We start from the raw sequence: 11,722 nt of genomic DNA on the forward strand, positions 1-11,722 counted from the left end.
CTAGTTGCCGTCGCCGTTGCCCTCGTCGTCGCCCTCGGTGGAGTCGATCTCCTTCTCCAGGCCGAGCTGCTCCACGAGCCACTTGTCGAACTCGATGGAGGCGCGGACCCAGCTGACCGTGGAGGACACGAAGTGCTCCAGGTTGACGCCGGTGCCGATCAGCATCTGCGCCTCACCGATCAGGCGGACCGAGCCGTCGTCGTGGGTGTGGCTGTAGACCTTCGGCCACAGGGTGCGGCGGTTCCAGTCGTCGATCGACTCGAGGAGCTGCGGCTTCTCGTCGATCTTGTGCGGACGGTCGTAGAAGGTCCGCACGGAGAAGACCTGCTGCTCGTCTTCGCCGCGGAACATGAAGTAGGTGCGGAAGTCCTCCCACGGCGCCGCGAGGTCACCCTCGTCGTCGACGACGTACTTGAGCTCCATCTGCTCCAGCAGCTGCTTGACCAGTTCCTGGTCGGGGACGACGGGGCCCGCCGGTCCTGTGGCCTGCGGATCGGGCTGCTGCCCTCCGAAGTTCGGAATCGAGGCCGGGTCGATGCTCACCGTGTACTTCCCTTCGTGCGGATACCTTCATCCTCCCCCATCCCGCCCACCCCGTGTCCAGCCCGACGGCTGCGATCCGCCACGGGCGGACAGGGGGTGCGCCCGGCAAAGGGGGACATGTGAGCGTTCGCAGGCCGCTGGGGCCGCGCCCTGGGGCGGGCCGCCCCGGCCGGGAGCCCGCCTTACGGGCGTCGGCTCCCGGCCGGGCGCCCGCGTTACGGGGCCTTGCCGACCAGGAGGTCCTCGCCGGCCACGTCCACGCGGACCGTGTCCCCGTCCCTGACCTCGCCGGAGAGGATCTCCTTCGCGAGGCGGTCGCCGATCGCCGTCTGGATCAGGCGGCGCAGCGGCCGGGCGCCGTACGCCGGGTCGTTGCCCTTGTCGGCCAGCCAGGCCAGGGCCTCGGGCGTGACGTCCAGGGTCAGGCGCCGGTCGGCCAGCCGCTTGGCGAGGCGGCCGATCTGGAGCCGGGCGATGCGCGCCAGCTCGTCCTCGCCCAGCGCGGAGAAGACCACGGTGTCGTCCAGCCGGTTGAGGAACTCCGGCTTGAAACTCGCCCGGACCACCTCCAGCACCTGCCGCTTCTTCTCGTCCGCCGGTGTGGACGGATTGATCAGGAACTGGCTGCCCAGGTTCGAGGTCAGGACCAGGATGGTGTTGCGGAAGTCCACCGTCCGGCCCTGGCCGTCCGTGAGGCGGCCGTCGTCCAGGACCTGGAGCAGGACGTCGAAGACCTCGGGGTGGGCCTTCTCGACCTCGTCCAGCAGGATGACGGAGTACGGACGCCTGCGCACCGCCTCGGTCAGCTGGCCGCCCTCCTCGTAGCCGACGTAGCCGGGCGGGGCGCCGACCAGGCGGGCCACGCTGTGCTTCTCGCCGTACTCCGACATGTCGATGCGGACCATGGCCCGCTCGTCGTCGAAGAGGAAGTCGGCGAGGGCCTTGGCCAGCTCCGTCTTGCCCACGCCCGTCGGCCCCAGGAAGAGGAAGGAGCCGGTGGGGCGGTCGGGGTCGGCGATTCCGGCGCGGGTGCGGCGTACGGCGTCGGAGACGGCCCGTACGGCCTCGCTCTGGCCGATCAGACGGCGGCCCAGCTCGTCCTCCATGCGCAGCAGCTTCTGGGTCTCCCCTTCGAGCAGGCGGCCCGCCGGGATGCCGGTCCAGGCGCCCACCACGTCCGCGATGTCGTCGGGGCCGACCTCGTCCTTGACCATGCTGTCCTTGACCGCTCCGGCCTTGGACGCCTCGGCCTCGGCCTCGGTGGCCTCCGCCAGCTCGCGTTCCAGGGCCGGGATCTCCCCGTAGAGCAGCTTGGAGGCGCTGTCGAAGTCGCCGTCTCGCTGGGCCCGCTCCGCCTGCCCGCGCAGGTCGTCGAGGCGCTCCTTGAGCTCGCCGACGCGGTTGAGGGACTGCTTCTCCTTCTCCCAGCGGGCGGTGAGGCCCCGCAGCTCCTCCTCCTTGTCCGCGAGGTCCTTGCGGATCTTGTCGAGGCGTTCGAGCGAGGCCGGGTCGGACTCGTTCTTCAGCGCCAGCTCCTCCATCCGCAGCCGGTCCACCGCGCGCTGGAGCTCGTCGATCTCCAGCGGCGAGGAGTCGATCTCCATCCGCAGGCGGGACGCGGCCTCGTCGACGAGGTCGATGGCCTTGTCGGGCAGGAAGCGGGAGGTGATGTACCGGTCGGAGAGGGTCGCCGCGGCGACCAGCGCACTGTCGTTGATGACGACCTTGTGGTGGGCCTCGTAGCGGCCCTTGAGCCCGCGCAGGATCGCGATGGTGTCCTCGACGGAGGGTTCGGCGACCAGCACCTGCTGGAAGCGCCGCTCCAGCGCCGGGTCCTTCTCGATCCGCTCGCGGTACTCGTCGAGGGTGGTCGCGCCGACCATGCGCAGCTCGCCGCGGGCCAGCATGGGCTTGAGCATGTTGCCCGCGTCCATGGCCGAGTCGCCGCCGGCGCCCGCGCCGACGACGGTGTGCAGCTCGTCGATGAAGGTGATGATCTGGCCGTCGCTCGACTTGATCTCGGCGAGGACGGTCTTCAGCCGCTCCTCGAACTCACCGCGGTACTTGGCGCCCGCGACCATGGCGCCGAGGTCCAGGGAGACGAGCCGCTTGTTCTTCAGGGACTCCGGGACGTCACCCTTGACGATGCGCTGGGCCAGGCCCTCGACGACGGCCGTCTTGCCGACGCCCGGCTCGCCGATGAGCACCGGGTTGTTCTTGGTGCGGCGCGAGAGCACCTGCACGACGCGCCGGATCTCGTGGTCGCGGCCGATGACCGGGTCGAGCTTGCCCTCGCGCGCCGCCGCCGTGAAATCGGTGCCGAACTTCTCCAGGGCCTTGTACTGGCCCTCGGGGTCGGGGGAGGTCACCCGCCGTCCTCCTCGTGCGTTCTCGAATGCGGCCAGCAGCTTCTTCGCCGTCGCGCCCTGGGCGGAAAGGACCTCACCGGCCGGTCCGCCCTTGGCGGCGATGGCGATGAGCAGGTGTTCGGTGGAGAGGTATTCGTCCCCGAGCTCGCCGGCCCGCTCGTCGGCCTCGGCGAGGACGGCGAGCAGCTCCCGGGTGGGCTGCGGGGGCGCGACCGTGGAGCCGGTGACGCTGGGCAGGGCGGCGAGCAGCCGCTCGGCGCCGGCCCGGACGGCGGCCTGGTCGGCGTCGGAGGCCACCAGCAGGTCGATGACGTTCTCGTTGTCCTCGCCCGCGAGGAGGGCCAGCAGCAGGTGCGCGGGGGTCAGGTCGGCGTGGCCGTCCTTGACGGCCCTGCTCGTGGCCGCGTTCAGCGCGTCCCGGCTCTTGTTGGTCAGCTCGGCGTCCACGGCGTTTTCTCCTCTCCAGAGGGTTCGACTTCACTACGACTGAGTCTGACAGAAACAGCGTCTGCAAAGTTGAGTCTATTCCACTCAAGACAGGTGAGGGCACGAGGGAGACGTACGCTTCGGCCATGTCCCAAGACGTACTCAACCCGACGCCCGAGTACCTCGCCTTCTGGCAGGAGCGGCACGTCTGCACGCTGACCACCCCGCGCCCGGACGGCACGCCCCACGTGGTGCCGGTGGGCGTGACGTACGACCCGCAGGCGGGCCTCGCCCGGGTGATCAGCAACAAGCACAGCAAGAAGGTCCGCAACATCCTGGCGGCCCAGGCGGCGCAGCCGGGGGGCGCGCGGGTGGCGGTGTGCCAGATGGAGGGGCGCCGCTGGGCCACGCTGGAGGGGCGCGCGGTGATCCGTACGGACGAGGCGTCGGTCGCCGACGCGGTGGCGCGCTACGCGCAGCGCTACGGGCGCACGCCGTCGCCCAATCCGGACCGGGTCGTCATGGAGATCACCCTGGACCGGGCCATGGGGCGCGCTTGAGCCGTTGAGCCTTCATCTTGTCCGGTTCGACACCTGGACCTTGTCCGGTTCGACACCTGGACGCGGACATCACAACGGCGCCATCGTGGTCAGGTCCACGATGGCGCCGTTGTGTGGGGGTAGCGCCTGAGCGATCTGGGACGACGGGGGAATCGCTTCAGGCACTGCGGGGGGTGGCGGTGGTGATATCGGGTTCGAACAGCTGGTGGTCCCGCTGATCGAGATTGACGAAGACCATTCCGTAGCGCACCTCGCAGCGGACGGGCTGCGGCGCGCCCCGCGGGCGGCGCAGGCACCGGTAGGCACGTACGTCCTCGTCCTCCTCGCGCACGATGACGATCGGTTGGCCGAACAGGGTGACCATCAACGAATCGCCAGGGTGGGGGATGGCCGTGGCGAGATCGATGAACTGCCACCCCGAGCGGTAGGCGGAGGCCATCTCGCGGCGGAAGCCGCGGTCGTCGGGGGTCACGCGGACACCGTCACAGGTGCGTGGGTCCACCCTGTATCGGCACCGCCCAGCTGGCCGCTGGTCCAGCCGGTGTCCGCGTACTTGCCCGCGGGCGCCGTGGTCCAGCCGGTGTCGAACTCGGTGCTCGTCAGGGTCGTGCCCTGACCGCCCCTAGCGCTCCCCGCGTCACTTTCGACGGCGCTGACTGCCCCAAAAACCGCAACGGCGGAGAAACCTATGGCAAGCACCGAGCGAAGCATTCTCTTGAACATGGTCGGCTTCGTCCTCACTTGATGGAATCCTCTCCCCCGCGTGTCAGACGATGGCTCATTCAGGCACGTCAATGCCACAGGGACGATGCATCATGTTCTTGCATGTTCAGGACCCTGGGGGGTGGAGATTTGACACGAAACGGGACAAAGCCGACACATCCTCACCCCGTCACGTCCATGTGCGGTGAGGGAACACGGCTGTACGCCACTGCGCTGAGCACAGGCCGGATCGCCCGGAGCGAGATCCAGAACGCCCCCTGCCTGCTTGAATTCGCCCTTCTGCAGCCCGACCCGGATGACGCGAACCAGCTTCGCCCGGTTCCCCCGTCCGTCGCCCTGGCTCAACGGCTCCATCCGATTGAACGGGAGATCCAGGACCGCCGACGCAGCGCTGTAGATCTCACCGACACTTTCGAGCCTTTCCTGGCCATCAGCGCACAGAGCCCGGCCAACACCCACGCCATCACGGTGCTGGAGGGCTTCGAGCGGATCAACGCCGCGCTGAACCTCGCGACGGCCGAATGCCACACCGAGGTGCTCACCGTCCAGCCGGGCGGCGCACGGCCCTCCGAGGCCCTCACGCAGGCGCTGGAGCGCGACCAGCCGCTGATCGACCGCGGGGTCAGCATACGGACCCTGTACCAGCACACCGCACGGCACAGCCAGGGCACGCTCGCCTACGTGGACCGGATCTCCGCGGGCAAGGTGGAGATCCGCACGCTCGAAGAACTGATAGAGCGCCTGATCATCTTCGACCGCACGGTGGCCTTCATCCCCGTGAGCGACGACCGACGGGTCGCCCTGGAACTGCGCCACCCGGGCCTGGTCGACTACCTCATCAAGGTGTTCGAGCAGCTGTGGCACCGCGCCGTGCCCCTCCAGCAGGAAGTGACCTACCGGCGCACGCCCGGGGGGATCTCCGGCGTGCAGCGCAGCATCGCGCAGCTGCTCATCGAGGGCCACGTCGACGAGGCCATCGCCCGCCGCCTCGGCATGAACGTGCGCACCTGCCGCGCCCACATCGCCAAACTGGCCACCACCCTCGGCAGCGGCAGCCGCGCCCAGCTCGGCTACCTCATCGCCCAGTCCGGCATCCTCACCCGGCCCTGCGACCCGGGGCAGCCCTGCGACCCCGAGGACCTGGACCCGGAAGGCCTCTAGAAACGCCTCAGGCCCCGCCCTGGGAGGGGCGGAGCCTGAGGGTGGACATGAACCACCTGCACGCGTCCTGCGTCAGTCCATCGGCCGCTTGGGGCTCGGCCGCCACACGACCAGGGCACTGCCCGGCTGCGGAGGCTGGTACGGGACCAGGTCGCGCCGGTACGAGGCGTGCACCTGGGCCTCGCGGGCCCGCAGCGTGGCCGCCGCACCGTCCACCGCGGCGGAGAGCTCGGCCACGCGCTGCTGGAGCGCGGCGACCTGGTTCTCCAGCTCGATGATCCGCTTGATGCCCGCCAGGTTGATGCCCTCGTCCTGGGACAGCGCCTGCACCGTACGGAGCAGCTCGATGTCACGGGCCGAATAGCGCCGGCCGCGGCCGGCCGTACGGTCCGGGGAGACCAGGCCGAGGCGGTCGTACTGGCGGAGGGTCTGCGGGTGCAGGCCCGAGAGCTGGGCGGCCACCGAGATCACGTAGACCGGGGTCTCGTCGGTGAGCTGGTACCCATTCCCCAAGCGGGAGGTTCGTCGGCGGCCGTCCATGCTCATGCTCCCTTCGCGGACTCGAACAGGGCGGAGCGCGGGTCGTGCGACTCCGTCGCCTCTCGGTACGTCTCCAGCGCCTCGCGGGCCTTGTCCGACAGCTCGGTCGGGACCTCGACCTCCACCGTGACCAGCAGGTCGCCGCGGGTGCCGTCCTTGCGGACCGCGCCCTTGCCGCGGGCCCGCATGGTGCGGCCGTTGGGCGTGCCCGGGGGCAGCTTCAGCGTCACCGAGGGGCCGTTCAAGGTCGGGACCTTGATGTCGGCGCCCAGCGCCGCCTCCGTGAACGTCACGGGCACGGTCACCGTCAGGTTGTCGTCCTTGCGGCCGAACACCGGGTGGCTGCCGACGTGCACGACGACGTAGAGGTCACCGGCGTGACCGCCGCGCTCGCCCGGCGCGCCCTTGCCGCGCAGCCGGATCCGCTGGCCGTCGTAGACGCCCGCCGGGATCCGGACCTGCATGGTGCGCGAGCTGCGGGCGCGCCCGCTGCCCTTGCAGACCTCGCAGGGGTTCTCCGCGATCAGGCCGCGGCCCTTGCAGTCCGCGCACGGGTCGGTCAGCGAGAAGCCGCCGCCGCTGCCCCGCGAGACCTGCCCGGTGCCGACACAGGTCGGGCACACCCGGGGGGTGCCGTTCTTGTCGCCGGTGCCCGAACAGGCCTTGCAGGGCGCCTGGGAGGACATCCGCAGCGGGACCGTGGCCCCGTCCACCGCCTCCGTGAAGGAGAGGGTGACCTCCGACTCGATGTCCTGGCCGCGGCGCGGCTGGGTGCGGGTGCCCGCACCGGCGCCGGCGCCGCGGTTGAAGAGACCTCCGAAGACATCGCCCAGACCGCCGCCGAAACCGCCGGCCTGGCCGCCCGGCTGGCCCCCGAAGAGGTCACCCAGGTCGAAGTTGAACGAGCCGCCGCCCCCGCCCGGCCCCGGGCGGAAACCGCCGTTGCCGAACAGCGCGCGCGCCTCGTCGTACTCCTTGCGCTTCTTCGCGTCGCCGAGGATGTCGTTCGCCTCGGAGATCTCCTTGAAGCGCTCCTCGGCCGAGGCGTCGCCCTTGTTGGCGTCCGGGTGGAACTCGCGCGCGAGCTTCCGGTACGCCTTCTTGATCTCGGCCTCGGTGGCGTCCTTCGGGACACCGAGGACCTTGTAGTAGTCCTTCTCGACGAAGTCCTTCGTGCTCATCCCCGGTGTCCCTCCTCCCGTGCCTTTACGTGTGGTGCATCAGCCCTTGTCGGGGGCATCCGCGTCCTCCGACGACGACGGCGCTTCGCCTTCCGCGGCCGCCGGGTCGGAGCCTGCGGACTTGGGGGCCGCGCCCGGCTGGGGCTCGGCCACCGCGACCCGTGCGGGACGGATCGTACGCTCGCCGATTCGGTACCCCGGCTGCAGGATCGCCACGCAGGTCGTCTCGGTGACGTCCGGCGCGTACGAGTGCATCAGCGCCTCGTGGATCGTCGGGTCGAAGGGCTCGCCCTCCTTGCCGAACTGCTGCAGGCCCATCTTGGCGGCGACCGTCTCCAGCGATTCGGCCACCGACTTGAAGCCGCCGACCAGCTCGCCGTGATCGCGCGCCCGGCCGATGTCGTCCAGGGTCGGGAGCAGCTCCGTCAGGAGGGACGCGACCGCGATCTCCTTGACGGTGATCCGGTCCCGCTCCACCCGGCGGCGGTAGTTCTGGTACTCCGCCTGGAGCCGCTGGAGGTCCGCGGTGCGCTCGGAGAGCGCCGTACGGGCCTGGTCCAGCTGCGCCAGCAGGGCCGTGTCCTGTGCGGTGTCCCCGGCCGGGGCCGCCCCCTCCGCCGTGTCGGCGGAGTCGGCGGCCTTCGGCTCGGCGTCGTCCTGAGCGGCGTCGGCGGGGACGTCGGGCTTCTCCTCGAAGCCCGGGGTCTCCTCCGACATCAGGCAGCGCCACCCTTCGGCTTCTCGTCGTCGACGATCTCGGCGTCGACGACGTCGTCGTCGGCCTTGGCCTGGCCCGCGTCACCGGCGGCGCCGGCGGCGCCCTGAGCGGCCTGGGCGTCGGCGTAGATGGCCTGGCCGAGCTTCTGGCTGACCGCGGCGAGCTTCTCGGTCGCGGTGCGGATCTCGGCCGTGTCCTCGCCCTTGAGCGTCTCCTTCAGCTCGGAGACGGCCGCCTCGACCTCGGTCTTGACGTCGGCCGGGACCTTGTCCTCGTTGTCCTTGACGAACTTCTCCGTCTGGTAGACGAGCTGCTCGCCCTGGTTGCGGGACTCGGCGGCCTCGCGGCGGCGGTGGTCCTCCTCCGCGTACTGCTCGGCCTCCTGGCGCATGCGGTCGACCTCGTCCTTGCCGAGCGAGGAGCCGCCGGTGACGGTCATCTTCTGCTCCTTGCCCGTGCCGAGGTCCTTGGCCGTGACGTGCATGATGCCGTTGGCGTCGATGTCGAAGGACACCTCGATCTGCGGGACGCCGCGCGGGGCCGGCGGCAGGCCCGTCAGCTCGAACATGCCGAGCTTCTTGTTGTACGCCGCGATCTCGCGCTCGCCCTGGTAGACCTGGATCTGCACGGACGGCTGGTTGTCCTCGGCCGTCGTGAAGATCTCCGAGCGCTTGGTCGGGATCGTGGTGTTGCGCTCGATGAGCTTGGTCATGATGCCGCCCTTGGTCTCGATGCCCAGGGACAGCGGGGTCACGTCGAGGAGCAGGACGTCCTTGACCTCACCCTTGAGCACACCGGCCTGCAGCGTCGCGCCGATGGCGACGACCTCGTCCGGGTTGACGCCCTTGTTGGCGTCCTGGCCGCCGGTCAGCTCCTTGACGAGCTCGGCGACGGCCGGCATGCGGGTGGAGCCGCCGACCAGGACCACGTGGTCGATCTCGGACAGCTGGATGCCGGCGTCCTTGATGACGTTGTGGAACGGGGTCTTGCAGCGGTCCAGGAGGTCCGCGGTGAGCTGCTGGAACTGCGAGCGCGTGAGCTTCTCGTCCAGGTGCAGCGGGCCCTCGGCGGAAGCCGTGATGTAGGGCAGGTTGATCGAGGTCTCCGTGGAGGAGGACAGCTCGATCTTCGCCTTCTCGGCGGCCTCGCGCAGACGCTGGAGCGCCATCTTGTCCTTGGACAGGTCGACGCCGTGGCCGTTCTGGAACTGCTTCACGAGGTAGTCGACGACGCGCTGGTCCCAGTCGTCGCCACCGAGGTGGTTGTCACCGTTGGTGGCCTTGACCTCGACGACACCGTCGCCGATCTCCAGGAGCGACACGTCGAAGGTGCCGCCACCGAGGTCGAAGACGAGAATGGTCTGGTCGTCCTTGTCGAGACCGTAGGCCAGGGCGGCGGCCGTCGGCTCGTTGACGATGCGCAGGACGTTGAGGCCCGCGATCTCGCCGGCCTCCTTCGTCGCCTGGCGCTCGGAGTCGTTGAAGTAGGCCGGGACGGTGATGACCGCGTCCGTGACCTTCTCACCCAGGTACGCCTCGGCGTCGCGCTTCAGCTTCTGCAGGATGAAGGCGCTCATCTGCTGCGGGTTGAAGTCCTTGCCATCCAGGTTGATCTTCCAGTCAGTGCCCATGTGGCGCTTGACGGAGCGGATGGTCCGGTCCACGTTCGTGACCGCCTGGCGCTTGGCCACCTCGCCGACGAGGACCTCGCCGTTCTTGGCGAAGGCGACGACGGACGGCGTGGTCCTGGCGCCCTCGGCGTTGGTGATGACGGTGGGCTCGCCGCCTTCCAGAACGCTGACGACGGAGTTAGTGGTGCCCAGGTCGATGCCGACCGCACGTGCCATTTCGATTCCTCCAGCTGACTTGAGTGGAACAGACTCAACCATGCCGCATCGCCGCGCCGCCGTCAACAGAGCTGAGTCGAGGGGGCTCAACCTTTAGGCCCCGCTTACGCGCAAGCCGCGGAGGCGGCTGTGGCGGGGCGGCGTGCCGGGCAGCGGCGGGACGGCCGAACGGGTCACCGCCGCCGCGCGGCGCCCCGCCGCCGCCACGCGCATGCGGCAGCGTGCTGGCATGCCCCTCACACTCACCGCCCCGCGGGTCCGGGTCCGGGTCCCCGCCGCCCCACCGGCGAAGCGGGTGCTCGACGTGCTCGGGGCGGTGATCCTGCTGGTCCTGTGCGCGGCGCCGCTCGCACTGGCCGCCGGGCTCCTCTACGCGACCCAGCGCGCACGGCCCCTCGTCGTGAAGGAGCCCGCCGCCGGCCTGGCCGGACGGCCGTTCCACACCTGGCGGCTGCGCACCGACGGCACCGGCCGCCTCGGAGAGGCGCTGGACCGGTCCGCGCTCGACGCGCTCCCCCAGCTGTTCAACGTGCTCCGCGGGGAGATGTCCCTGGTGGGGCCGCGCCCGGAGCCCCGTACCGACCGCCCCGACCGGCTCCTCGTACGGCCCGGAATGACCGGATTGTGGCAGGTGAGCGCACGTTCGGATCTGCCCTGGGAGGAGATGGCCCTGCTCGACCGTCATTATGTGGAGAACCACTGGCTGGGGATGGACCTGGCGATCCTGGCGCAGACCCCGCGGGCGGCCTACCGTCATAGGCAAGCCTGAGCGACACAGATCACCGCACGCTCGGCTACATTGCGGCGTCGGGAATGGGTAACCTCAGGCCTTGACTATATAAGTTACCGCTTAGTAATGCCGCTCGAGGAGCCCTCCCATGCAACTCGCCGCGATCATCGTGTCGCTGGTCCTGACCGTGGTCGGCGTCGCGCTGCTCGCCCGAGCCGTGGCGCAGATCTACCGCTTCGTGAAGCTCGGCCAGCCCGTGCCGGCCGGCAGCCGCACGGACGACCCGAAGGCCCGAACCCTCACCCTCGTCCGCGAGTTCCTCGGCCACAGCCGCATGAACCGCTGGGGCATCGTCGGCTTCGCGCACTGGTTCGTCGCGATCGGCTTCCTGACGCTGCCCCCGACGCTGGCGCAGGCCTACGGACAGCTCTTCGAGGCCGACTGGGTGCTGCCGGTCGTCGGCGGCTTCCTGCCGTTCGAGCTCTACATCGAGTTCATCGGCCTGATGACGGTCGTCGGCATCGTCGTCCTGATGGTGATCCGCCTGCTCAGCCTGCCCTCGCGGGCCGGCCGCAAGTCGCGCTTCACCGGTTCGAAGGCCTGGCAGGCGTACTTCGTCGAGTACATCATCCTCACCATCGGCCTCGCGATCCTGTGCCTGCGCGGGCTCGAAGGCGCGATCCACCACGTGGACTCGTACGAGCCGGCGTACTTCGTCTCGTACCCGCTGGTCCTGGCCTTCAAGGGGCTCTCGGCGAGCGCGCTGCAGAACGCCATCTACTTCACCGCGATGATCAAGATCGGCACCTCGCTGATCTGGATGATCGTGGTCTCGCTCAACACCAACATGGGTGTGGCCTGGCACCGCTTCCTCGGTTTCCCGAACATCTGGTTCAAGCGCAACGCGGACGGCGCGGTCGCCCTC

At 69.8% G+C, this 11,722-nt stretch carries 10 protein-coding genes and 1 pseudogene; 4 read left to right on the forward strand and 7 right to left on the reverse strand.

Features of this window, described 5'->3' with window-relative positions; all coding sequences use genetic code 11:
- Together AC07DU_RS21965 and clpB are read right to left on the reverse strand one after the other, a co-directional pair.
- Window positions 1–543, reverse strand: coding sequence for a type III secretion system chaperone family protein (locus AC07DU_RS21965; protein ID WP_479036255.1), 543 nt, complete (start codon window positions 541–543; stop codon window positions 1–3).
- Between the two features lie 215 nt (window positions 544–758).
- On the reverse strand, window positions 759–3,359 hold the full coding sequence (clpB, locus tag AC07DU_RS21970; RefSeq protein ID WP_360902509.1) for an ATP-dependent chaperone ClpB: 2,601 nt from the start codon (window positions 3,357–3,359) through the stop codon (window positions 759–761).
- A gap of 125 nt (window positions 3,360–3,484) precedes the next feature.
- On the opposite strand from clpB, the gene AC07DU_RS21975 reads away from it, so the two are divergent.
- Window positions 3,485–3,898, forward strand: coding sequence for a pyridoxamine 5'-phosphate oxidase family protein (locus tag AC07DU_RS21975; RefSeq protein ID WP_479036258.1), 414 nt, complete (start codon window positions 3,485–3,487; stop codon window positions 3,896–3,898).
- A gap of 157 nt (window positions 3,899–4,055) precedes the next feature.
- Here the strand turns inward: AC07DU_RS21975 and AC07DU_RS21980 are convergent, their stop codons facing one another.
- Window positions 4,056–4,337: a Rieske (2Fe-2S) protein gene (locus AC07DU_RS21980; RefSeq protein ID WP_051734285.1), complete on the reverse strand. Its 282-nt coding sequence runs from the start codon at window positions 4,335–4,337 to the stop codon at window positions 4,056–4,058.
- A 386-nt stretch (window positions 4,338–4,723) separates the two neighbouring features.
- Between AC07DU_RS21980 and AC07DU_RS21985 the strand changes: the two genes are divergently transcribed.
- On the forward strand, window positions 4,724–5,782 hold the full coding sequence (locus AC07DU_RS21985) for a helix-turn-helix transcriptional regulator (protein ID WP_366866222.1): 1,059 nt from the start codon (window positions 4,724–4,726) through the stop codon (window positions 5,780–5,782).
- Between the two features lie 72 nt (window positions 5,783–5,854).
- Here AC07DU_RS21985 and AC07DU_RS21990 read toward each other — a convergent pair whose 3' ends face one another.
- The 4 genes from AC07DU_RS21990 to dnaK are packed head-to-tail and all read right to left on the reverse strand — an operon-like array spanning window position 5,855 to window position 10,067.
- Window positions 5,855–6,322 (reverse strand): heat shock protein transcriptional repressor HspR, encoded by a 468-nt coding sequence (locus tag AC07DU_RS21990; RefSeq protein ID WP_360902532.1) that lies wholly within the window; start codon window positions 6,320–6,322, stop codon window positions 5,855–5,857.
- 2 nt (window positions 6,323–6,324) lie between these two features.
- Window positions 6,325–7,503, reverse strand: coding sequence for a molecular chaperone DnaJ (dnaJ, locus tag AC07DU_RS21995; RefSeq protein WP_479036263.1), 1,179 nt, complete (start codon window positions 7,501–7,503; stop codon window positions 6,325–6,327).
- Window positions 7,504–7,542: 39 nt separating this feature from the next.
- Entirely contained in the window at window positions 7,543–8,220 is a 678-nt protein-coding gene (grpE, locus tag AC07DU_RS22000; RefSeq protein WP_360902521.1) for a nucleotide exchange factor GrpE, read from the reverse strand.
- Window positions 8,220–10,067 (reverse strand): molecular chaperone DnaK, encoded by a 1,848-nt coding sequence (gene dnaK / locus AC07DU_RS22005; RefSeq protein WP_360902523.1) that lies wholly within the window; start codon window positions 10,065–10,067, stop codon window positions 8,220–8,222. Before dnaK ends, grpE begins: the two co-directional genes overlap by 1 nt.
- Before the next feature lie 229 nt (window positions 10,068–10,296).
- On the opposite strand from dnaK, the gene AC07DU_RS22010 reads away from it, so the two are divergent.
- Window positions 10,297–10,836: a sugar transferase gene (locus AC07DU_RS22010; protein ID WP_479113013.1), complete on the forward strand. Its 540-nt coding sequence runs from the start codon at window positions 10,297–10,299 to the stop codon at window positions 10,834–10,836.
- Window positions 10,837–10,945: 109 nt separating this feature from the next.
- A pseudogene (locus AC07DU_RS22015) lies at window positions 10,946–11,722 on the forward strand (iron-sulfur-binding reductase); the annotation flags it as partial.

The organism is Streptomyces sp. NPDC045695, from assembly GCF_056432025.1.

Coding starts and splice junctions, on each gene's coding strand:
- AC07DU_RS21975 (WP_479036258.1), top strand. CDS start 3,485: ATGTCCCAAGACGTACTCAACCCGACGCCCGAGTACCTCGCCTTCTGG.
- AC07DU_RS21980 (WP_051734285.1), bottom strand. CDS start 4,337: ATGGCCTCCGCCTACCGCTCGGGGTGGCAGTTCATCGATCTCGCCACG.
- AC07DU_RS21985 (WP_366866222.1), top strand. CDS start 4,724: ATGTTCAGGACCCTGGGGGGTGGAGATTTGACACGAAACGGGACAAAG.
- AC07DU_RS21990 (WP_360902532.1), bottom strand. CDS start 6,322: ATGGACGGCCGCCGACGAACCTCCCGCTTGGGGAATGGGTACCAGCTC.
- dnaJ (WP_479036263.1), bottom strand. CDS start 7,503: ATGAGCACGAAGGACTTCGTCGAGAAGGACTACTACAAGGTCCTCGGT.
- grpE (WP_360902521.1), bottom strand. CDS start 8,220: ATGTCGGAGGAGACCCCGGGCTTCGAGGAGAAGCCCGACGTCCCCGCC.
- dnaK (WP_360902523.1), bottom strand. CDS start 10,067: ATGGCACGTGCGGTCGGCATCGACCTGGGCACCACTAACTCCGTCGTC.
- AC07DU_RS22010 (WP_479113013.1), top strand. CDS start 10,297: ATGCCCCTCACACTCACCGCCCCGCGGGTCCGGGTCCGGGTCCCCGCC.